The following is a 22,304-nucleotide window of genomic DNA, read 5'->3' as shown; positions in this document are numbered from 1 at the left end:
ACTGGCCTCGACAGGGCCGGCGCGGGCGCCGCCCCGCGCACCGGGCGCGGACGGCCCACGGGCCGCTTCGCGCTCGGCGTCACGGTCATCGCCGTCCCCCTCGTCCTCGCCCTGCTGGGACCGGTGTTCGCGGGGGAGCTGACCGCACGGGCCGCGTCCTTCACGCTCGGCGACGGGCACTGGCTCGGCACGGACTTCGTGGGCCGGGACGTGTGGCAGCAGGTGCTGCACGGCGGCCGGCCGGTCGTGCTCACCGCGCTCGGCGCCGGAGCGCTGACCTATCTCGTCGCGCTGCCGGTCGGTCTCGTCGCCGCGCTGACGCACCGGCGCCGGCTGGAGGAACTGCTGATGCGTCCGCTGGACATCCTGATCGCCGTCCCGTCGCTGCTGCTGATCCTTTTGGTCGCCACCGTCATCACCCCGGGCGCCGTCGGCCTCGCGCTGCTCGTCGCGCTGGTGAACGTGCCCGACGCGGCCCGCCTGGTGCGCGCCGCCGCCACGGAGGCCGCGGCCCGGCCGGTCGTCGAGGCGCTGCGGCTCCAGGGCGAGAGCTGGTGGCGCACCGCCGTCGGCTACGTCGGCCGGACGATCCTGCGCACCCTCGGTGCCGACGCCGGCACCCGGCTGACCGGGGTGCTGTACCTGGTCGCCACGGCCGCCTTCCTCGGCGTCGGGGTGACCCCGGACGCCGCCGACTGGGCGGTGATGGTCGACCGCAACCGCACGGGCCTGTTCGTGCAGCCGTGGGCCGTGGTCGTTCCCGCGCTGCTGATCGTGGCCCTCACCACGGGGACGAATCTCCTCTTCGACGCGGCGCTGGAGAGGCCCGCCGGCCGCGTCGGTCTCGGCCGCTTCGGTCGGCGGCAGGTACGGAAGGAACGACGTTCGTGAAGCGGTACGACGACGGGAGCGGCGCGGCCGTGCCGGATCCGCTGGCCGAGCTCACGGAGCTCCGGGTCGAGGTGGGCGGGCGGGCGATCGTCGACGGGGTGAGCCTACGGGTGCCACCCGGCAGGGTCACCGCGCTGGTGGGCGCCTCGGGCAGCGGGAAGACGACCACCGGGCTGGCGCTGCTCGGCGAGTTCCCGGTGGGCGCGCACGTCACCGGCGAGGTCCGACGGGCGGCCGCGGGGTTCGGTGCGGCCGACGGGTCCGGCGGGGCCGAGGGGCTCGTCGGGTACGTGCCCCAGCATCCGGCCGCCGTCCTCAACCCCGCCCGCCGGATCAGCGCCCTCCTGACCGACATCGCCCGCCCCCGGGTACGCCATCTGCCGCGCGGTCTGCGCCGGGAAGCCGCTCGGGCCCAGGTGCTCCAGGCCCTGGCCGACGCCCGGCTCCCGGACGCCGAGACCTTGTTGCGCCGCCACCCGCACCAGCTCTCCGGCGGTCAGCAGCAGCGCGTCGTGCTCGCCCAGGCGCTCCTGCTCGGGGCGCGGATCATCGTCGCGGACGAGCCGACCACCGGCCAGGACGCCCTGACCAAGGGCCTCGTCGTCGAACAGCTGGCGACGCTCGCGGCGCGCGGCATCGCCGTCGTGCTGCTCAGCCACGACCTCGACGTCGTCCGCTCGCTCGCCGACGAGGTCCATGTCATGCGGGCGGGACGGGTCGTGGAGTCGGGCCCGACACAGCGCGTGTGGTCGGCGCCGCGCCACGAATGGACCCGTCGACTCCTGGCCGCTCGGACCCCGCTCCCCGCCCGCACGGCGGCGGCCGCGCCCGGCGACCGAGCCGTCCTGCGCGTGCGTGATCTCGTCGCCCGCCACCGCGACGGCACACGCGGCGCCGCGGTGACCGTGCGCGCTCCCGAACTCGACCTGCGGGCCGGGGAGTTGCTGGCGGTCGTCGGCCGTTCGGGCAGCGGCAAGACCACGCTGGCCCGCTGCCTCGCCGGGCTCCACCGCGACCACGGCGGCGAGGTCCTCCTCGACGGCACACCGCTGCCCCGCAGCCTGCGCGACCGCACCCGGGGGCAGTTGGCGGCCGTGCAGTACGTCTTCCAGGACGCCCGTGCCGCGTTCGACGAACACCGCCCGGTCGTACGGCAGGTCGCCCGCACGGCGGTCCGGCTGCGCGGAGTCGACCCGGTCACCGCCGAGACCGAGGCGCAGGCCACCCTGACCCGCCTGGGCCTCCTGCCGGAGCTGGCCCGGCGTCTGCCCACCCGGCTCTCCGGCGGCGAGCTCCAGCGCGCCGCCCTGGCCCGAGCGCTGCTCGCCCACCCCCGCGTGCTGATCTGCGACGAGATCACCTCGGGCCTGGACACGGTCAGCCGGCGCGGCATCCTCGACGTCCTCACGGGCCTGCTCGACACCACCGGGGACGCCGGCACGGCGCCCGCAGGACCGGCGCTGGTCCTGATCACCCACGACCTGGACACCGCCTCCGTCGCGGATCGCATCGCCGTCATGGACGCGGGGGACATCGTCGAACAGGGCCCCGCCCGCCGGCTCCTCACCGCACCCCGGCACGCCTTCACGGCGTCCCTCGTCGCCGCGGTGGCCCGGCCCCGCGTCCCGCAGGGATGAGGCCCGCGTCAACGGGTCGTACGGGCGGCTCACCCCTCGGGCCCCCGCCGCCCCGGCCCGGGCCCGCGCACCCCGTATAAAGGGACATGTCCCATGAACGGGGAGCAACGGGGCGTGCGGGCGTACGAGTTGAAGGGCTGAGGTATGGGCACGGGCAGGAGCCGGTCGGGCGTCGCGGTGGCGGCGTCCCTGGTGTGGGCGCTCACCGGCTGCGGCGGGGGCGGCGTTCCGGACGACGGCGTGGGCGACGGCGGCAGGGACGGGTCACGGCCGGAGGAACGACAACGGCCGACGACGGCCCCCGCCTCCGGCCCCGCCGACGAGCGAGACCGCGACGCGGGACGAGGCACCGCGGACGACACCGGCACCGGCACCGGCACCGGCACCGGCACGGGCCGTGGCACCGCCCCCGGCACCGAGACCGCCCCCGACGCCGACGCCTGCTTCGACGGCCGGTGCGTACTCACCGTGTCCGGGCCCCGGTCCGTCGAGGTCGACAGCCGGTTCGGCGTCGGCGACCTCCGCGTCACGAAGGTCACCGACGACACGGTCGTGCTCCGGTCCTCGGGAGCCGGCACCGTCCTCAGCTCCTCGCTCGGCGCGGGCGGCACCGGCGGTCTCAACGGCCTCGGCTTCCGCGTGAAGTCCCTCCAGGGCGGCACGGCGGTGCTGGAGTTCTTCCCCCGCGCCTGAGCCGTGCGGTGTCAGGCGATCTCGACGAGCAGGTCGCCGCCCTCCACCTGCTGGATCTTGTTGATGGCGAGGCGGGAGACCCGGCCGGCCTTCGCGACCGTGATGGTGGCCTCCATCTTCATGGCCTCGATGGTGGCGACCGTGGCACCGGCCGCGACCTCGTCGCCCTCGGCGACCGCGAGGGTGACCACCCCGGCGAACGGGGCGGCGACATGGCCGGGGTTGGAACGGTCGGCCTTCTCCGTGACCGGGATGTCGGTGGAGGCGGCCTTGTCGCGGATCTGGATCGGCCGCAGCTGGCCGTTCAGCGTCGCCATCACCGTGCGCATACCGCGTTCGTCCGCCTCGCCGACGGCCTCCAGACCGATGAGCAGCCGCACACCGGGCTCCAGGTCGACGGCGTACTCCTTGCCGGGGCCGAGGCCGTAGAAGAAGTCCTTGCTGTCGAGGACGCTGGTGTCGCCGTAGGTCTGGCGGTGGTTCTCGAACTCGCGCGTCGGGCCGGGGAAGAGGAGCCGGTTGAGGGTGGCGCGGCGGTCCTTCTCCAGTCCGGCGCGGTCCTCGGCGGTGAGGTCCTGGACGGGCTTGGCGTCGGCGCGGCCCTGGAGGGCCTTGCTGCGGAACGGCTCGGGCCAGCCGCCGGGCGGGGTGCCCAGTTCGCCGCGCAGGAAGCCGATGACGGAGTCGGGGATGTCGAACCGGTCGGGCGTGGCCTCGAAGTCGGCGGGTGTCACTCCGGCGCCGACGAGGTGCAGCGCGAGGTCGCCGACCACCTTGGAGGACGGCGTCACCTTCACCAGGTGGCCGAGGATCCGGTCGGCGGCCGTGTACATGGCCTCGATGTCCTCGAAGCGGTCGCCGAGACCGAGTGCGACGGCCTGGGTGCGCAGGTTGGAGAGCTGACCGCCGGGGATCTCGTGGTCGTAGACGCGGCCGGTCGGGGAGGCGAGGCCCGCCTCGAAGGGGGCGTAGATGCGGCGGACGCTCTCCCAGTACGGCTCCAGGTCGCCGACGGCCTGGAGGTCGAGGCCGGTGGGGCGGTCGGAGTAGTCGGTCGCGGCGACGATCGCCGACAGCGACGGCTGGGAGGTGGTGCCCGCCATGGAGGCCACGGCCCCGTCCACGGCGTCGGCGCCGGCCTGGATCGCGGCGAGGTAGGTGGCGAGCTGTCCGCCGGCCGTGTCGTGGGTATGGATGTGCACCGGCAGATCGAACTCGCGGCGCAGCGCGGTCACGAGCTTGGTGGCGGCGGGGGCTCGCAGCAGCCCCGCCATGTCCTTGACGGCGAGGACGTGGGCGCCGGCCTCGACGATCTGTTCGGCCAGCCGGAGGTAGTAGTCGAGCGTGTAGAGCTGCTCGGCGGGGTTGGACAGGTCGGAGGTGTAGCAGAGGGCGACCTCGGCGACGGCCGTCCCGGTGGCGCGTACGGCGTCGATGGCGGGGCGCATCTGGCCCACGTCGTTGAGCGCGTCGAAGATCCGGAAGATGTCGATGCCGGTGTCGGTGGCCTCCTGGACGAAGGCGTCGGTCACCTCGGTCGGGTACGGCGTGTAGCCGACGGTGTTGCGGCCGCGCAGCAGCATCTGGAGGCAGATGTTGGGCGCGGCGGCCCGGAAGGCGGCCAGGCGCTCCCAGGGGTCCTCGGCGAGGAAGCGGAGGGCGACGTCGTAGGTGGCGCCGCCCCAGCACTCCAGGGAGAGCAGCTGCGGCAGGGTCCGGGCGACCACGGGGGCGACGGCGAGCATGTCCTTGGTGCGGACCCGGGTGGCGAGCAGCGACTGGTGGGCGTCACGGAAGGTGGTGTCGGTGACGCCGATGGTCGGCGACTCGCGCAGCCAGCGGGCGAAGCCCTCGGGGCCGAGTTCGACGAGCTTCTGCTTGGAGCCGGCCGCGGGTTCGGCCGTGGTGGGCCTCGGCAGCTTGGAGGACGGGTCGATCAGGTCGGGACGCGGGCCGTTCGGCTTGTTGACCGTCACGTCGGCCAGATAGGTGAGCAGCTTGGTGCCCCGATCGGCGGAGTGCCGGGAGGTGAGCAGGTGCGGGCGCTGCTCGATGAACGAGGTGGTGACCTGCCCGGCCTGGAAGTCCGGGTCGTCGAGGACGGCCTGGAGGAACGGGATGTTGGTGGCGACGCCCCGGATGCGGAACTCGGCGACCGCGCGCCGGGCCCGGTTGACGGCGGTGGTGAAGTCGCGGCCCCGGCAGGTCAGCTTGACCAGCATGGAGTCGAAGTGGGCGCTGATCTCCGTACCGGCGTGGGTGGTGCCGCCGTCGAGCCGGATGCCGGAGCCGCCGGGCGAACGGTAGGCGCTGATGCGGCCGGTGTCCGGGCGGAAGCCGTTGGCAGGGTCCTCGGTGGTGATGCGGCACTGGAGGGCCGCGCCGCGCAGGGTGACGGTCTCCTGGGAGAGTCCGAGGTCGGCGAGGGTCGCCCCGGCGGCGATCCGGAGCTGGGACTGCACGAGGTCGACGTCGGTGACCTCCTCGGTGACCGTGTGCTCGACCTGGATGCGGGGGTTCATCTCGATGAAGACGTGGTTGCCGTCGCGGTCGAGGAGGAACTCGACGGTGCCCGCGTTGCGGTAGCCGATCTCCCGGGCGAAGCGGACGGCGTCGGCGCAGATCCGCATCCGCAGGGCCGGATCGAGGTTCGGGGCGGGCGCCAGCTCGATGACCTTCTGGTGGCGGCGCTGCACCGAACAGTCGCGCTCGAAGAGGTGGATGACGTTGCCGTGGCCGTCGGCGAGGATCTGCACCTCGATGTGGCGGGGCTCGACGACGGCCTTCTCCAGGAAGACGGTCGGGTCGCCGAAGGCGGAGGCCGCCTCGCGGGACGCCGCCTCGATGGACTCCCGCAGCGCCGCCGGGTCCTCGACGCGGCGCATACCGCGACCGCCGCCGCCCGCGACGGCCTTGACGAAGACGGGGAAGCCGATCTCGTCGGCGGCGCGCACCAGCTCGTCCACGTCGGTGGAGGGCTCGGAGGAGCCGAGGACCGGTACGCCGGCGGCGCGGGCCGCGGCCACCGCGCGCGCCTTGTTGCCGGTCAGCTCCAGGATGTGCGCGCTGGGGCCGACGAAGGTGATGCCGGCCTCCTCGCACGCGCGGGCCAGCTCGGGGTTCTCGGACAGGAACCCGTAGCCCGGGTAGACGGCGTCGGCGCCCGCCAGCCGGGCGGCGCGCATGATCTCCTCGACGGAGAGGTACGCGCGCACGGGGTGCCCCGGTTCGCCGATCTCGTAGGCCTCGTCGGCCTTGAGCCGGTGCAGCGAGTTGCGGTCCTCGTGGGGGAAGACGGCGACCGTCCGCGCGCCCACTTCATAGCCGGCGCGGAACGCGCGGATCGCGATCTCGCCACGGTTGGCGACCAGTACCTTGCGGAGCATCCCTGATCCCTTCGAGCTGCCATGAGGACACCATGGTCCCGGCAATGATGCCGCCGCACCACAGGAATCGTGTCACTCAGTGCCATGTGAGCCCCGTCACTTCCCGATCCAGACTGCACACCAGCCGGACATTCCGCCCGCCCAGCGCGTCCATGGTCGGCCGCTCCCCCAAACGCCTCGCGACTCATGTGACCCTCAGTGCCACACGGACCGTCCACCGGCGCGGGCGTCCGCCACCGTTCGCGGGGGTGCCGGTCCGGGTGCGCCGCTCCGGGGGCACGCAGACCACCGGGGCAGCCGGTCTGCTGGGATGCCGAGGGGCCGGAAGTGACCGAAAGCCGGACCGCGGGCCCGCGCTGAGCTAGCCTCAGCCCCAGGGGGCGAACTGACGTACGCCAAAAGTTATTTCGGGGGTGTTGTGTCAGACCAGCGGCCGGGGCCACCGGGATCAGCGGACAGGGCTCCGGCGCTACGGCAGGCGGGGGCGCTGCCGCTGCGTCCCGGCGACCCGGAGCGGATCGGTCCGTACGTGTCGCTCGGGCTGCTCGGCAGCGGCGGTATGGGGCGTGTCTATCTGGCGCGTCCCGCCGACGGCGGTCCCCACCTCGTCGCGGTGAAGGTGATCCGGCCCGAGTACGCGGAGGACGAGCGGTTCCGCCGCCGGTTCGAGCGGGAGGCCTCGGTCCACGGCCGCGTGCGCACACCGCGCATGCCACGGCTGGCCGGGACGGGTTTCAGGGACGAACTGCTGTGGATGGCCACCGAGTTCCTGCCGGGTCTCGATCTGGCGGCGGCCGTCCACGAGGACGGTCCGCTGCCCGTGGCCGCCGTCCGGCGGCTGGTGGCGGAGCTGGGGCAGGCGCTCGCCGACCTCTCCGCCGCCGGGATCGTGCACCGGGACCTGAAGCCGTCCAACGTCCTGCTGTCCGCCTGGGGCGCGCACGTCATCGACTTCGGTATCGCGAAGGCCGCCGACGCGAGCGCGATCACCGGCACGGGCAACCGGGTCGGCACCCCGGCCTACATGTCGCCGGAGTATCTGCGCACGGGCGACTGCGACACGGCCTCGGACGTGTTCTCGCTGGCCTGCGCGCTGGTCTTCGCGGCGACCGGCAGCGCGCCGTTCGGTGACGGCACCGGCGTCGACGTCATGCACCGGGTGGCGTTCGAGGAGCCCAACCCGAAGGTGCTCGCCGAGATCGCGGCGGCCGACGCCCCGCTCGCCGCCCTGCTCGCCGACTGTCTGGCCAAGGAGCCCGAACAGCGGCCGACACCGGAACAGCTGATGGAGGAGATGGCCTCCGGGGGCAGCAGGGCGCAGCCCTCGCTGCCCCCGGAGGGGCGCGGGGAACTGCGCGACCAGCCCCCACCGGACCCGCACGTGGGGGTCGCAGGGGCGCAGCCCCTGAGGGATGGGACGGGTAGGGGCGGCGGGGGCGAGAACACCCCGTGGCCCGAACCCTTGGGCGGCAAGATCCGCGCCCGGCAGCAGGCCTACGACACCCTGCGCCGCCTCCCCCTCGAACAGCCCGGCCCCGAGCGGGCCGGACGGGCACCGGCCACCGGCCCCGCCCCGAGGCCCGCCGGCGCCGCCCCGGCGCAGCCGTCGCCACCCCCATCGCCCCGCTCCCCGCTCCGCCGCAAACGGGTGCTGGTCGGGGCCGCCGGTGCGGTCGTCTGCACGGCGACCGCAGGTGTCGTCGTCCTCACCCTGCTGAGCCCCTCCACCACGACCGCCTCGCCGCAGCGGGGGACGACACGGTCCGCCGACGCGCTCCCCGACGACGACGCCACGGTGTCGCCGTCGCCGGGCCGAGACGGTGCCGACGCCGTACCCGACGGCGGATCGAGCGACGCGGAGGTGTCCGGCAAGGACGGGCAGGCATCGGCCGACGGCGATGCCGAGCGCCCCGACACCGATGACCCCGGCTCGGGCAAGGGCACAGGCACGGGCCCGGACGACGACCAGGACACCGACGTGTCCGCGCCCGCCCCCGGGAGCAGCGCCCCCGCCGAGCCGTCCGAGAAGCCGACCGACACGTCCACCGAGCCCTCGACCCCGGCCTGGCTCACGGACTGCACGTACTACTACGGCAACGGGCGCACCCGCCTCGGCGACAGCGGCGACCGCGTGCTCCAGGCGCAGTGCATGCTGAGCAAGCGCGGCTACGGCCTGGCCGTGACCGGCGAGTTCGACGCGGACACGGAGGCCGCGGTGCGCAGCTTCCAACAGGACAAGGGGCTGTTGGCCGCCGACGGCGTCGTACGGCCGCGTGTGTGGAAGGCGTTGCGCTCCACCGAGTGAGCCGCGCCACCCGGTGAGCCGGGCCCGTCCGTCGGCGCGGACGGGCCCCTCAGTCGACGAACAGGCCGCGCGCGGCGGCCTGGGCGTCGAACTCCTCCAGGTGGGCCTGTGCGTCCGGCAGCGCGTCGCACATCGTCTCCAGGAGGACCTGGCCCAGGAGTTGGGGGGCGCCGGCGGTGTCGAAGACGAGACCGGTGCCCACGGCGGCGGGGAGCAGCAGGTCGCTGTGTGCGGCCACCGGGGCGAAGGTGCCGTCGGCGACGGTCACCACCGTCAGGCCGATGGCGCGGGCCTCGGCGAGCGTGTCGAGGAGTTCACGCGGGTGGCGAGGCAGTGCGAAGCACAGCAGCGCGCTCGCGCCGGCCCGGCGGGCGGCGTCGACGCGGTCGGCGAGCAGGGAACCGCCCTCGTCGAGGAGGCGTACGTCGGGGTGGACCTTCGCCGCGAAGTAGGCGAAGCCGCGCGCCTGGGCCGCGGAGGCGCGCAGGCCGAGCACCGGGAGGGGTCGGGAGGCGGCGAGCAGACGCCCGGCGCGTTCGACGGGTTCGGGGTCCGTGAGCAGGGACGCCAGGTGCCGCAGGTTGTCGATCTCGGTCTGCACGGCGCGCTGGTAGGGGTTGGCCGACGGCACGTCGAAGCCGTGCCCCGTGGCCGCGACCGCCCTCAGGTGGTCGCGCAGGCCCGGGTAGTTGTCGAAGCCGAGGGCCACCGCGAAGCGGGTCACCGACGGCTGGCTGACCCCGGCCAGCCGGGCGAGTTCCACGCTGGACAGGTAGGGCGCGTCCGCGGCCCGCCGGATCAGACAGGCCGCGATGCGGCGCTGGGTGGGGGTGAGCCGACGTCCTGCGAAGAGCCCCTGAAGCCCCGCGGCCGCGCCGACGGCGTCCGTCATCCGGTCCTCCAGCCGGTCGTCGTGCTCGGTCCCCTCCCCCGCCCGGCGGGGTGCGTGATGCCGGGCGAGGGAGGGGTGGGGGTGGACGGTGGTGGAGCAGCCGATCCTGTCGGCGCGGCTCACTTCACCAGGCCGGCCGAACTCAGCCACTCCTCGGCGACGGAGTCGGCGTCCTCCTTGTCGTTGACGAGCTTCTTCATCATCTCCAGCAGGTCCTCGGTGGTGAGCTTGGCGGAGACGGCGTTGAGCGCCTCCTTGGCCTTGTCGTCCACCGCGGCCTTGTAGACGAGCGGAGTGACGTTCTGCGAGGCGAAGAGGTTCTTCGGGTCCTCCAGGACCACCAGCTTGTCCGCGACGATGGCGGGGTCGGTGGTGTACAGGTTGGCGGCCTGCACCTTGTCGTCCTTGAGCAGCTTCACCAGGGTGCTCTGGGCACCCGCGTCGAGCGGCTGGAACTTGCCGAACTTGACGCCGTAGACCTTCTCCAGGCCGACACCGCCCTGCGTACGGGTCTTGAACTCCGATCCGGCGCCGAGCGTCAGGTCGCCCGCGACGGGCTTGAGGTCGGCGAGGGTCTTGAGCTTGTACTTGGCGGCGGTCTCGGCGGTGACGGTCACCGAGTCCTTGTCCTCGGCCGCTGCGGAGTCGAGGATCTCCACCGAGGACGGGAGTTTCTCCTTCAGTTCGGCGTTGATGTCCTCGGTGCTGGTCGCGGTGCTGTTCTTGTCGACCGCCACCGTCAGCAGGGCACCGTTGTACTCGGGGAGGACGCCGATGCCGCCCTTGACGACCTGGTCGTAGTAGACCTCGCGGGCCCCGATGTCGAACTTGCGGGTCACCTTCAGGCCCTTGCTCTCCAGGGCCTGCGCGTAGATCTCGGCGAGCAGCTGGTTCTCGGGGAAGTTCGCCGAACCGACGACGATCGACCGGCCGCCGCCGTCGCCGCCCTCGGCCAGCGGGTTGTCGTCGCTCTCGCCGCCCCCGCCGCAGGCGGTCAGCGTGAGCGCGGTGATGAGGCCGAACGCGGCGCCTCGGTAGATGCCTCTCATCAAATGTTCCTCTCTGGTTTCAGGACTTCGACGCCGAGACCCGAAGGCCCGGCGAGACGACGACGCGTCGCAACGCGGTGAAGACGAGCTGGACGACGAGCGCGAGGACGACGACGACCGTGGAGCCGCCGATGACCAACTCGTAGTCGTTGCGGGAGAGTCCGTCGACGATGTAGCGGCCCAGACCGCCGAGGCCCGGGTACGCCGCCACGGTCGCGGTGGCCACGACCTGGATCGCGGCGACCCGAAGGCCCAGCAGGATCAGAGGCAGCGCCATCGGCACCTCGACCCGCGTCAGGACCTCCCACTCGGTCATGCCGACGCCGCGCGCGGCGTCCCGGGTGGCGGGGTCCACACCTCGTACGCCCTCGAAGGTGTTGATGAGGATCGGCGGTACCGCGAGCGCGACGAGGGCGACCAGGACGGGCGCGGTGCTGAGCCCGGCGAGCGTGACGACGAGGACGACCAGGCCGAAGGTGGGGATCGCGCGGGCGAGGTTCGCCACGCTGGCCACGGCGAAGGCGCCGCGGCCGGTGTGTCCGACGAGCAGTCCGAACGACAGCCCGATGAGGGCGGCGAACAGCAACGACAGTCCGCTGTAGGTGAGATGTTCCAGGAGCCGCCGGGGGATGCCGTCGTCGCCGTGCCACTGCGCCGAGGAGGTGAGCCAGTCGCCCACGAGCTGCATCTGGTTCAGGAAGTCGTTCATGCCGACGCCACCTTGTTCCGGGACCACGGGGTGAGCAGTCGCTGCGCCAGGACCAGCAACGCGTCGGTGGCGAGGGCGAGCAGCATGATCAGGGCGATCGCGGTGACGATCGGGGTGGGGAAGTCGAGTTGGAGGCCGCGGGTGATGTAGTAGCCGAGGCCGCCCTGGCCGATCAGCTGTCCCACGGCGACGAGGCTGATGGAGGAGACCGCGGCGACGCGCACGCCGGCGATGACGACGGGGACGGCGATCGGCAGCTCGACCTGGACGACCCTGCGTACGGCGCCGAAGCCCATGGCGGTCGCCGCGAGCCGGACGTGCTCGGGGACCGAGGCGAGGCCGTCGACGACGTTGGGTACCAGCACGGACAGGGTGTAGAGCGTGAGCGGGATCATCACGGTCTGCTCGGTCAGCCCCGTGTACCGCACGAAGATCATGAACAGGGCGAGCGACGGGATCGAGTAGAGGATGTTGGACACGGTCAGCACCGGCGGGTAGAGCCAGCGCCAGCGGTGGCACAGGATGCCGAGCGGCACGGAGACGATCAGTCCGAACAGCACGGGCAGCAGGCCGAGTCTGAGGTGGATGCCGGTGTACTCGGCGAGTTCGCCGGTGTGATCGACGATCCACTGCCACCGGACCAGCGGTTCGTCATCGGTCATCGGTCCTCACCGCCTCGGGTGTCGACGGCCGGCTTGCCGACAGCGGCCGGCTCGTCCACGTCCGGGACTTCAGTCTCCGTCGCCTCCTTCGCGGCGGTCGCCCCGGTCGCCGTGGTCGCCGCGGTGGAGAGTTCATGCGCGTCCACGACTCCGGCGACCGCGCCCTGCGCGTCGACGGCCACGGCGAGGCGGGCGGGTGAGAGAAGAGCCGAGTCGAGGGCGGCTCGCGCGGAGTCACCGGCCAGGCTGAACGAGTGGCCGAGGTGGGTCAGGGGGGCGTCGGCGAGGGTACCGGCCGTCGGGAGGTCGGCGGTGGCGGCCCAGCCGAGCGGTCGTCGCGCGTCGTCCACGACGAGCACCCAGGGAGTCTTCGCCGCCCGCGCCTCGGCGACGGAAGCGGCGGACGACAGCACCGGGCCGTCGCGCAGCGGCAGTCGGGTCGCGTCGACGAAGGAGAGCCGGCGGATGCCCCGGTCCTGGCCCACGAAGTCGGCCACGAAGTCGTCGGCAGGGCTGCCGAGGAGCCGCTCGGGGGTGTCGAACTGGGCGAGTCTGCCGCCGGTGCGGAACACGGCGATGTTGTCGCCGAGTCTGATCGCCTCGTCGATGTCGTGGGTGACGAACACGATCGTCTTGTGGAGCTCCTTCTGCAGCCGGACGAACTCGGCCTGCAACTCCGCCCGCACGATCGGGTCGACCGCGCTGAACGGCTCGTCCATGAGCAGCACCGGCGGATCGGCGCCCAGCGCCCTGGCCACCCCCACGCGCTGCTGCTGCCCGCCGGAGAGCTGGTTGGGGTAGCGCTTGGCCATCTCGGCTGGCAGGCCCACGAGTTCGAGCAGTTCCGCGGCGCGGGCCCGGGCCTTCTTGCGTCCCCAGCCCAGCAGCAGCGGAACCGTGGCTATGTTGTCCAGGATGGTGCGGTGCGGGAACAGTCCCGCGTGCTGGATCACATAGCCGATGCCCCGGCGCAACTCGGGCGCGTTGACCTCGCGGATGTCCCGGCCGCGCAGGCTCACCGTGCCGGCGGTCGGTTCCACCATGCGGTTGATCATGCGCAGAGTGGTGGTCTTGCCGCAGCCGGAAGGACCGACCAGCACCGTGATGCCGCCCTCGGCCAGCTCCAGGGACAGGTCGTCCACCGCTGTCGTGCCGTTGGGATACTTTTTGCTCACCGCGTCGAATCTGATCAAGACTGCCCCTTACCCGACTGCATATGGCCATTCAGAGTTGTCGGTGCCTGAATGGCAGTCAATGGAATTACGTGAACAGCACGTTACGTTCACACCAAACCGCACCCTACGCGCCCGATTTGACCGCCTTTCGCGACTCTGCCCCGTTGCGCGACGGGCCACGACGACAGGGCCGGGGAGGTACGGTTCGGGGTGGGAGGAGCGTCATGACCAACTGCGACGTGCACCAGCATCTGTGGACCCCCTCGCTGGTGGCGGCCCTCAGGTCACGCCGCGAGCCGCCGTTCCTGGACGGCTGGACCCTCTTCCTCGACGGTGAGCCACCCTACGAGCTGCCCCCCGCCGACCATGACGTCACCCGCCGCGCCGCACTCGCCGACAGCGACGGCCTGGGCCGGGCCCTCGTCTCGCTCTCCTCCCCCATCGGCGTCGAGTGGCTGCCGGCGGCCGAGGCACGCCCCCTGCTCGACGCCTACCACGAGGGCTCCGCCGCGCTCCCCGAACCGTTCGGCGCGTGGGCCGCGGCCTGTGTACGGGACGTCGACGCGAAGGCCACCGCCGAGGTCCTGGACCAGGGCTTCGTCGGCCTCCAGCTCCCGGCGAACGCCCTGGCCGACGCGGTCGGTTACGCCCGCTGCGCCCCGCTCCTCGACCTCCTCGAAGAGCGCGGCCTGCCCCTGTTCGTCCACCCCGGTCCCGCACCCGGCGGCGGCGAGGGGCCCGGCTGGTGGCCCGCGATGGTCCCCTACGTCCAGCAGATGCACTCCGCGTGGTTCGCCTTCCGCGCCTTCGGCCGCCCCCGCCACCCCCGGCTGCGGGTCTGCTTCGCCCTGCTGGCCGGGCTCGCCCCGCTCCACGGGGAGCGCTTCGCCGCGCGCGGCGACGGCCGTGACGCCGGGGTGGACCCGGGCGTCTTCGTGGAGACCTCCTCCTACGGGCCGAGCGCCGTCGAAGCCGTGGTCCACGCCCTGGGCGTCGACGCCGTCGTCCAGGGCTCCGACCGCCCCTACGCCGAGCCCCCACGCCAGCCCGGCTTCGGCCTGGGCGGGCCGACGGCGTACGCCTTCCGCATCACCAATCCTCGACGCCTGCTCACGGGCGCGGCCGACTGAGACCCGCGAGGGTGCCCCTGCAGCGCGTGCCCTGCCGTCGGGGGCAGGTCGGCGCGGCCCGGCGGGGGCGCGGGGCGGCGGTCAGCGGCCGGGGCGGATCAGGCCCGTCAGGTAGCGCCACAGCGACGAGCGCTGGCGGGCGGACGCGTCCGGCGTCACCCTCTCCGCCGTACCCGTCTCCCCGTCCCCCGTCGGCTCCGACGCAGCGCCGTCCGCCGGTCGTTCGGCCGTCGGCGCGAGTTCGTACCGTACGGGCAGCGAGCGCAGGCCTCGCATGAAGGGCGAGGAACGCCAGGGCAGTTGGTCGACGGGGAGGGCGAGGTCCAGGTTGGCGAACCGTTCGAAGAGTCGGCCCACCCCGACCGCCGCGACCGTCGAGGCCAGCTCGCGGGCCGGGCACTGGCGCGGGCCGGCGCCCCAGGACAGGTGCGCCCGGGTGCTGACCGTGGTGCTGGGGGCCACATGGTCGGCGAAGAGCGGGTCCGCGTGCGCGGCGGCGGAGGAGACCCAGACCGGGTCGCCCGCGCGGATCGTGTAGTCACCGAGCTTGGTGTCCTCGGCGGCGAACCTCGGCACGAAGTTCACCAGCGGCGGCTTGCGCATGACGACCCGGTTCATGGCCTCCCGGACCATGCCGGCGGAGAGGCTGGCCCGCACGCTGTCCTCGCCGGAGAGCACCTCGACGACCGTGTTGGAGACGAGGATGCCGACGTGGTCGGAGGTCATGCCGAGCAGCATGAACAGTTCGCGGGCCAGCTCGTCGAGCGAGAGGTCGGGGTGGGCGGCCAGCAGATAGGAGGGGAAGTCCTCCCCCGGCGTCTTCAGCTTCAGCTCGGCCAGTTCCGCCAGCGCGCCGAGCAGCCGGTCCAGGGCGGGCCCCGCGTCGGGACCCGCGTCCAGCACCCGCCACATGTCCATCAGGGCGTCGTCGCCCTGGGAGCCGGGGAAGCCCAGCAGATGGCTGGCCACCATCAGCGGCAGGGGCCGGGAGAACTGGGCGGACAGATCCGCCAGTCCCGTGCCGCCCGCCTGGCCCATCAGGGTGATCAGCTCGTCGGCGTAGGCGGTGACGGCCGTCTTCAGTCGCTTGGCCTGGGGGTTGCGCGGGTCCTGGAAGGGCTTGAGCGCCTGGTCCCACGCGGTCCGCAGGGTCCGGTAGCCGGGGCCGCCCTGGATGAGGACGTGGTTGACCTCCAGGGAGGGGCCGAGCGGCCAGTCGGCCGGGACCCGGCCCTCGGTCCTGGCCCGCCAGTTCTCCAGGCCCTTGGGCCAGCCGGCGTCGTCCTGGAGCACCTGCAGCGCCTCGCGGTAGCCCAGCACCAGCCAGGCGGGGACGCCCAGCAGATCCACCGGCGCCACCGCGCCGTGCCGCTGCCTCAGCCGCTCGTACACCAACGACGGGCGCGTCTCGTAGTCCCGGGTCAGCAGCGGTTCGGCAGACAGCTCCTCCAACCCCGCCCCGTCCAGCTCCACGGACACGCCCTCACCCGACTGGGTTTCCCTCACCATGCCGCCCCTCCGACACTCCCCGTACCGGCCCACCTTCAGCCGGTAGCCGGGACCGTGGGGACCCTACCCCAGGGTCACTTCCGGGGGAACGGGCGGGCGGCACCACTCGCAGCTTCCGTCTCGTGACGCACAGCCGTCGACAGGGCACCGCGGCCGCCGTCCGTCACCTCGCGGAGCGGGCCGCCTTGATGAACTCCCTGATCAGAGCGGGATCCTTGACACCTCGGCGCTGCTCCACGCCGCTGGAGACATCGACGCCCCACGGTTCGGTGGCGGCGACGGCGTCACGCACGTTCTCCGGGGTGAGGCCGCCGGCGAGGAGCCATTTCTGCCCGGAGGCCGCCAGCGGCTTGCTCGCCCAGTCCCAGGCGATGCCCGAGCCCGGGACGGGGGCGTCGAGCAGAAGCATGTCCTCCCCGAACTCGCCGCAGCGCGGTACGGCGTCGTCGAACGCGGCGGCGCGGATCAGTGTCCTGTCGTCGGCCGCCAGCGCGTCGTAGTAGGCGCGGTCGTCGGGGCCGTGCAGCTGGATCGCCCGGATCCCGGACTCGGCGGCCAGGGAGCGCACGTCGCCCAGCGGCTCCTGCCGGAAGACGCCCACCGTCAGGACGTGCTCCGGCACGCGACGGCCCAGCCGTGCGGCGGTCGCGGCGTCGATACGGCGCGGGCTGGCCGAGAAGACGAAGCCGACGGCGTCGGCGCCGGCCTCGACGGCGGTGTCGACGTCCTGCTCGGTCCGCAGACCGCAGATCTTGATGAAGAGGGGGTCACTGTTGCTCACGGCCCCAGCCTGCCGTATCACGGGCGGCACCGGGAACGGCGGCCGCGGCGGTCGGGCGCGTCCGTGGTCAGCGCCACGCTCCCGACTGGCGCCGGGCGACGGCCGCGCTGAGCGCGCGCACCCCTCGGGTCGAGCCCGGGTCCATGCCGGTGAGCTCCCGCACCCGGCGCAGGCGGTAGTCGAGGGTGCGGGTGTGGACGTTGAGGGCGGTCGCCGTGGCGCCGCGGTTCATGTCGTTGCGGTAGTACATGTCGAGCGTGACCAGCAGGTCCGGGCCGGTGGCCAGCCGGTCGGACAGCGTACGCAGCCAGGCGTCGACGAACGGCACGTCCGCGACGGAGAGTTCGACGAAGAGGTCCGCCAGGGTGTGCGGCCGCAGACGAGCGGAGGCCCGCCGCACCGGGGCGGTGTCACTGATCCGCCGGGCTCTGTCGAGCGCGTCGGACAGCTCGGGCAGCGGCGCGTCGGCGGTGCCGACGGCGCAGGGGCGGCCGAGGGCCTGGGCCACGTCCCGTACGAGGTCCGCGGCATGCTCCGGGGCGAGCTCGGGCAGGAAGTCGGCAACAGTGTGCGGCGGCACATTCTCCGCCCGCGCCCCACCGGAATTCACGGGGACGAGCGCGATGAGCTCACCGCTCCCGTCACCGCCCCGCGCACCCCATACGATCGGGGTCCGGTGACTCTTCACCAGTGTTTCGATCTCGTTTTCCAGGACGCGGTCGACCGGGGGCGGATCAGGCAGCCGGAACACCGTCACCGCATACCGGTCCGGCAGTTCCAGGTCGACGGCCTCGGCGAGTTCCGCCGCTATGGGATCCCCGTTCAGCAATGACCGGGCCAGCAGGGCGATCTGTTCGACGTACGGCATTCGGCGGCGCAGTACACGGACGAATCCCTGCCGGTAGGCGCCGATGCCGCGCTCGCCCTGCGGGGCGAACCAGGTCATCATCCGCATGAGTTCGTCCACGCCGGCGCCGCGCTGGGCCTCGGTCGCCTCGTTGATCTCGCGCAGCATGAGCGCGGTGTGCACCCGCAGCACCTGCTGCCGTGCGTCGAGCGACATGCCCGCGCCGGCCCGCAGCTCTCCCATGGACGCGATGTATTCGAGATCGCCGTCACTCAACTCCTTGTTGTGCGGCGACAGTTCGACGGTGCGGTGCCGAAGCCAGACCGCTTGGTCCAGCGTCTGCGCCCGCGCCCGGGGGTCCTTGTCCAGGAACCCGAACTCCGCGATCTCGCGCGTGTACGTCTCTACCTCCCGGAGGGCGTTGGTCGGCGCCTGACGGGCCAGTTCGGCGAAGAGGCTCCCCATGGCCGCGAGCATGTCATTCCGGGCGAACGGGCCGACAGTCGAGATCCGGACGGCGTTCATCACTCCGCATAAAACGGCGGCAAGTGGGCCGACCGGGTTTTGTCACCGTGCGCAAAATTCCCGGATCGGGTCGTTCCCGTCACCGCTTCCGCTTGTGTAGGAGTCGTAAAGCGTCCTTAATGAGAGCCGCGTACCCGCCCGTGGGGGAAGAACGCCGCAAGCATTCCGGCTCGGCTCCGGAACGGTTCCGGCTATCAGTACGGGCAGGAGTACGGAAATTCCTCGACCGAGCACCGGACACGGGCGCACGCCCCAACGGGAGGGAAACTCCGATGAAAGCAGGCACGCGAAAGAGAATCATGGCGGCGATGGCGGTCATGGTCACGTCGACCGCGCTCATGCTCGGGACACCGGGCACCGGTTCCGCCGCCCCCGCCGCCACCCCCAGCCTGCGCGCCTACGGGATCACCGGTGACGGCACCCTGATGGCCGCGTTCTGGACCGACCGGGCGGACGTGCTCAACTGGGTCAGGGCCGTCACCGGCCTCAGCGGCGACACGGCGCTGATCGGCATCGACTTCCGGGTGCAGAACGGCACGTTGTACGGCGTGGGCAACAAGGGCGGCATCTACACGATCAAGATCCCGACGGGCACCCAGGACGTCGTGGTCACCAAGGTGTCCCAGCTCCAGTACGCGCTGAACGGCACGAACTTCGGCGTCGACTTCAACCCGGCGGCCGACCGGCTGCGCGTGATCAGCGACAACGGCCAGAACCTGCGGCACAACCTCAACGACAACACGACCATCCAGGACCTGAACCTCACCACCCCGCCGATCGAGGGCACGACCAAGGGTGTCTCGGCCGCCGCCTACACCAACAACGACCTCGACGGGACCACGGCGACCACGCTGTTCGACATCAACACGACCAGCGACCAGGTCGTCATCCAGGCCCCGGCCAACAACGGCACGCTGTCCCCGACCGGCAACCTCGGCCTCGACGCCCAGATCAACGCCGGCGCGGACATCTACAGCACGCTGAGCGGCGGCAAGACGGTGGACAACTTGGCCTTCGCCAGCCTCACCGCCTACGGCGCGAGCACGCCCTCCCTCTACACCCTCAACCTCTTCACGGGGCAGGCCACGCTCGTGAACGACGCCGCCAAGTCCAAGTTCCCCCTGAACATCACGGACGTGGCCGTCTCCCTCACCGGTACCTGATCCCCATCAGGCCCCCATCACGCCCTCGCCGCGGCCCGGCCACCACCGGACCGCGGCGAGTCCGCGCGTCTTTTCGACCGTGTCATTTCCGCCGTGTCACCGCGACCGTGTCATGGCAGGCGTGTCACCGCAGTTTCTCCAGATCGAGATCCGATCCCACCACCAGCGTCACCACTCCCGCCGCCGCGTCCGCGGACCGTGCGGCCTTGACGTCGGGCAGCCGTGAGGCGAGCACCCGTGCCTGCTTGGCGAGTTCGGCCGGATGGGCGACCGTGGTGGTCTCGGTGTTCTCGGGCGCGTTGCCCGTGCCGACGACCGTGAAGCCCGCCTCGCGCAGCTTCTCGGCGACGGCGGCGGCCCGACCGGAGACACCGGTGCCGTTGAGGACCTGGACGCGCACGTCGGAGGCGTAGATCAGGTCGCTCTTGGCCTGGGCCTGGAGCTTCTTCTTGTCGACCTCCTTGTCGCCTGCCAGGGAGGTGAACAGGTCGGCGGCCTGCGGGTACTGCCAGACGATGTTGGCCCTGTCGGCGGGGACGTCGGCCTCACGGGGGTAGTTGGGGACGGTCAGGAAGGTGAGCCGGTCGCTCGGGATGCCCTTGAGCTGGGAGGCGAGGTCGTAGAGCGGGTCGATACCGGCGAGATCCTCGTCCGTGGTCAGCGACTTGGTGGCCGACTGCAGGAAGTCGTACAGCGAAGTGGGGCTGGTCAGCCGGGACTTGGCCTTGGCCGCCAGGGTCTCCATGAACTCCTGCTGTCGGCCGATGCGCCCGATGTCGGAGCCGTCGCCGACGGCGTAGCGGGTGCGCACATAGCCGAGGGCCGTCTCGCCGTCGACGGTCTGGCAGCCGGCCTCCATGTCGAGGAGGGCGTTGTCGTCCTTGATGGCCTGCTCGGGGCAGACCTCTATGCCGTCCAGGGCGTCGACCATCCCCTTGAAGCCCTGGAAGTCGACGGACATGAAGTTGTCGATGCGCAGACCGGTGTTGGCCTCGACCGTCCTGATCGAGCAGGCGGCCGCGCCGGCGACCTCACCGCTGGAGCCGCCGATCGCGAACGCCTCGTTGATCTTCGCCAGGTGCGGGCCCGACGTAGTGCCGTCGCCCTTCTCGCACGCCGCTATCTCGACCCAGGAGTCACGCGGGAACGACACCACGGTGGCCCACTCCCGGTTGGCGGGGAGGTGCAGCACCATGAGCGTGTCGGACTGCATGGTGCTCAGGTCCTTGCCGTACTTCGCGTTGGCCCCGTCGCGGCTGTCCGAGCCGACCACCATGATGTTCTTCGAACCCGGGCTCAGATTGACCGGGCGGTCCCCGCCGAGCTTGCCGTCGACGTCGGCGCCCGTGATGTTGTTGTCGAGGTCCTTGTAGACCCAGGCCCCGACGCCGCCGACACCGAGGACGAGCAGGGCCGCGCCGCCGGCGAGCCAGCTCACCGTCCGGCCCCGCCGTGTCAGCCGCATCCCCCCGCCGCCGGCACCCGCGCGCCGCCTACCCGTACCACTCACCGGCCCTCCCCCACCTCGGCCGCACCCGGCCGGTCGACTTCCCCCTGCATGTCCGGCGTGTCGTGATCACCGAACCCGCAGGACTCTACATGCAGGTAGATATACGGATCGGCGTCTCACACGACTCACCACACCCCGCGCCCCCGAACGTCACAGAGGCGCCGCCGCGTACGGAGAGACGACCGTCGGCACGCCCGAGTTGCCCGAGGAGATGAACGGACGACGCCAACCGGCGCCGCCGGGCGACGAGTTGAGAACGCGCGCGGCGAACAGCGCCCGTTGGGCGGCCCGTTCCAGGTTCGAACGCGGGCCCGGCCGACCACGGACCGGACTCGGTGCGCGGCGCCCGGGCCACCTCCGTGACGCCGACGGCGGCGGCGCGGCACTGTTCGGCCGCGCCGCTCTGCACGAGCTGTCTCCACCGAGGACCGGCCGCTCAGCGGAGCGCGGACCCCGAATCGTCCCGCCTGCTCACGCACAGGGCCCAGATGATGAAGGCCGAGAAGGCGATCATCACGATGGACCAGACGGGGTAGTACGGCAGGGACAGGAAGTTGGCGATGATGATCAGGCCGGCGATGGCCACGCCTGCCACACGGGCCCACAGGGATTCCTGGAAGAGGCCCAGACTGACCAGCACGGCCACGGCGCCGAGGGCGAGGTGGACCCAGCCCCAGCCGGTGAGATCGAACTGGAAGACGTAGTCGCGCGTGGAGACGAAGACCTCGTCCTCGGCGATGGCCATGACGCCCCGGCAGATGTCGAGAACGCCCGCGATCATGAGCATGACGGCGGCGAAGGCCGTCAGCCCCTCGGCGAAGGGCCGTGACCGCTTGGTCGCGTGCATGTGTCCGGTGTGTGTGGTCATACCGTTGCCTCGATTCGGTGTCGTGCGGTGAGTGTCGGATCGGCCTCAGCGCCCGGCGGCGGTCGGGCCGACGCCCGTGCCCGCCGAGGCTCCGTGGCCGCTCAGGACCAGTTCCTTCGCGCGGCGGAACTCGTCGTCCGTGATGTCGCCGCGCGAACGGATCTCGGACAGCCTGGCGAGCTCGTCGACGCTGCTGGACCGTCCGTCGCCGCCCTTGGCCGTCTGCCGGATGTAGTCGTCGAAGGCCGCCTGTTGCGCACGCGCCTGCGCCACCTCGCGGCGGCCCATGTTCTTGCCCCGGGCGATCACATAGACGAACACGCCCAGGAACGGCAGCAGGATCGTGAAGACCAGCCAGCCCGCCTTGGCCCAGCCGCTCATGTCGTCGTCGCGGAAGATGTCGACGACGACCCGGAAGAGCAGCACGAACCACATGATCCACAGGAACAGCAGGAGCATGGACCAGAAGACGCTCAGCAGCGGGTAGTCGTAGGCGAGGTACGTCGGACCACTCATGTCTCTCCTCCGTCCCGGGCGTTCGCCCGGCAGGTGTCCTGCCGTCCTCGGCGCGC

The 22,304-nt window shown here is 72.2% G+C and carries 18 protein-coding genes; 6 read left to right on the top strand and 12 right to left on the bottom strand.

Features of this window, described 5'->3' with window-relative positions:
• Window positions 1–87 precede the first annotated feature (87 nt).
• The 3 genes from GWK25_RS20300 (at window position 88) to GWK25_RS20290 (ending at window position 3,221) form a co-directional block, all read left to right on the top strand.
• Window positions 88–891, top strand: a complete 804-nt coding sequence (locus GWK25_RS20300) for an ABC transporter permease (protein WP_215457473.1) — start codon at window positions 88–90, stop codon at window positions 889–891.
• Window positions 888–2,528, top strand: a complete 1,641-nt coding sequence (locus GWK25_RS20295) for an ABC transporter ATP-binding protein (RefSeq protein WP_215451958.1) — start codon at window positions 888–890, stop codon at window positions 2,526–2,528. The genes GWK25_RS20300 and GWK25_RS20295 overlap by 4 nt, the downstream gene beginning before the upstream one ends.
• A gap of 144 nt (window positions 2,529–2,672) precedes the next feature.
• Window positions 2,673–3,221, top strand: a complete 549-nt coding sequence (locus tag GWK25_RS20290; RefSeq protein ID WP_215451957.1) for a hypothetical protein — start codon at window positions 2,673–2,675, stop codon at window positions 3,219–3,221.
• 11 nt (window positions 3,222–3,232) lie between these two features.
• On the opposite strand, the gene GWK25_RS20285 is transcribed toward GWK25_RS20290, so the two are convergent.
• A complete protein-coding gene (locus GWK25_RS20285) occupies window positions 3,233–6,607 on the bottom strand; it encodes a pyruvate carboxylase (protein WP_215451956.1) in 3,375 nt (1,124 codons plus the stop codon).
• 418 nt (window positions 6,608–7,025) lie between these two features.
• Between GWK25_RS20285 and GWK25_RS20280 the strand changes: the two genes are divergently transcribed.
• A complete protein-coding gene (locus GWK25_RS20280) occupies window positions 7,026–8,912 on the top strand; it encodes a protein kinase (protein ID WP_215451955.1) in 1,887 nt (628 codons plus the stop codon).
• A 49-nt stretch (window positions 8,913–8,961) separates the two neighbouring features.
• Here GWK25_RS20280 and GWK25_RS20275 read toward each other — a convergent pair whose 3' ends face one another.
• The 5 genes from GWK25_RS20275 to GWK25_RS20255 form a co-directional block, all read right to left on the bottom strand.
• Window positions 8,962–9,804 (bottom strand): MurR/RpiR family transcriptional regulator, encoded by an 843-nt coding sequence (locus tag GWK25_RS20275; RefSeq protein ID WP_215457472.1) that lies wholly within the window; start codon window positions 9,802–9,804, stop codon window positions 8,962–8,964.
• A gap of 119 nt (window positions 9,805–9,923) precedes the next feature.
• On the bottom strand, window positions 9,924–10,853 hold the full coding sequence (locus GWK25_RS20270) for an ABC transporter substrate-binding protein (RefSeq protein WP_251828951.1): 930 nt from the start codon (window positions 10,851–10,853) through the stop codon (window positions 9,924–9,926).
• Between the two features lie 19 nt (window positions 10,854–10,872).
• Entirely contained in the window at window positions 10,873–11,562 is a 690-nt protein-coding gene (locus GWK25_RS20265; RefSeq protein ID WP_215451954.1) for an ABC transporter permease, read from the bottom strand.
• Window positions 11,559–12,224, bottom strand: a complete 666-nt coding sequence (locus tag GWK25_RS20260) for an ABC transporter permease (RefSeq protein ID WP_215451953.1) — start codon at window positions 12,222–12,224, stop codon at window positions 11,559–11,561. Before GWK25_RS20260 ends, GWK25_RS20265 begins: the two co-directional genes overlap by 4 nt.
• Window positions 12,221–13,417, bottom strand: coding sequence for an ABC transporter ATP-binding protein (locus tag GWK25_RS20255; RefSeq protein ID WP_251828950.1), 1,197 nt, complete (start codon window positions 13,415–13,417; stop codon window positions 12,221–12,223). The genes GWK25_RS20260 and GWK25_RS20255 overlap by 4 nt, the downstream gene beginning before the upstream one ends.
• A 206-nt stretch (window positions 13,418–13,623) precedes the next feature.
• Here GWK25_RS20255 and GWK25_RS20250 point away from each other — a divergent pair, with 206 nt between their 5' ends.
• Window positions 13,624–14,529, top strand: a complete 906-nt coding sequence (locus GWK25_RS20250) for an amidohydrolase family protein (RefSeq protein WP_215451952.1) — start codon at window positions 13,624–13,626, stop codon at window positions 14,527–14,529.
• 81 nt (window positions 14,530–14,610) lie between these two features.
• Here the strand turns inward: GWK25_RS20250 and GWK25_RS20245 are convergent, their stop codons facing one another.
• The 3 genes from GWK25_RS20245 to GWK25_RS20235 form a co-directional block, all read right to left on the bottom strand.
• Window positions 14,611–16,038: a cytochrome P450 gene (locus GWK25_RS20245; RefSeq protein ID WP_215451951.1), complete on the bottom strand. Its 1,428-nt coding sequence runs from the start codon at window positions 16,036–16,038 to the stop codon at window positions 14,611–14,613.
• Between the two features lie 163 nt (window positions 16,039–16,201).
• Window positions 16,202–16,819, bottom strand: a complete 618-nt coding sequence (locus tag GWK25_RS20240) for a phosphoribosylanthranilate isomerase (protein WP_215451950.1) — start codon at window positions 16,817–16,819, stop codon at window positions 16,202–16,204.
• 67 nt (window positions 16,820–16,886) lie between these two features.
• Entirely contained in the window at window positions 16,887–18,131 is a 1,245-nt protein-coding gene (locus tag GWK25_RS20235) for a CdaR family transcriptional regulator (RefSeq protein WP_215451949.1), read from the bottom strand.
• Between the two features lie 359 nt (window positions 18,132–18,490).
• On the opposite strand from GWK25_RS20235, the gene GWK25_RS20230 reads away from it, so the two are divergent.
• Entirely contained in the window at window positions 18,491–19,354 is an 864-nt protein-coding gene (locus GWK25_RS20230; protein ID WP_215457470.1) for a DUF4394 domain-containing protein, read from the top strand.
• Window positions 19,355–19,478: 124 nt separating this feature from the next.
• Here GWK25_RS20230 and GWK25_RS20225 read toward each other — a convergent pair whose 3' ends face one another.
• The 3 genes from GWK25_RS20225 to GWK25_RS20215 all read right to left on the bottom strand — a co-directional run bounded on the left by GWK25_RS20225 (window position 19,479) and on the right by GWK25_RS20215 (window position 22,248).
• Entirely contained in the window at window positions 19,479–20,819 is a 1,341-nt protein-coding gene (locus tag GWK25_RS20225) for an LCP family protein (protein WP_215457469.1), read from the bottom strand.
• A gap of 481 nt (window positions 20,820–21,300) precedes the next feature.
• Window positions 21,301–21,732, bottom strand: coding sequence for a hypothetical protein (locus tag GWK25_RS20220; RefSeq protein WP_215451948.1), 432 nt, complete (start codon window positions 21,730–21,732; stop codon window positions 21,301–21,303).
• Window positions 21,733–21,777: 45 nt separating this feature from the next.
• On the bottom strand, window positions 21,778–22,248 hold the full coding sequence (locus tag GWK25_RS20215) for an SHOCT domain-containing protein (protein WP_184897830.1): 471 nt from the start codon (window positions 22,246–22,248) through the stop codon (window positions 21,778–21,780).
• Between the last annotated feature and the right edge of the window lie 56 nt (window positions 22,249–22,304).

This window comes from Streptomyces sp. ATCC 21386, from assembly GCF_018728545.1.
Lineage (GTDB): Bacteria > Actinomycetota > Actinomycetes > Streptomycetales > Streptomycetaceae > Streptomyces.
This window is presented reverse-complemented; position numbering and strand designations above follow the sequence as displayed.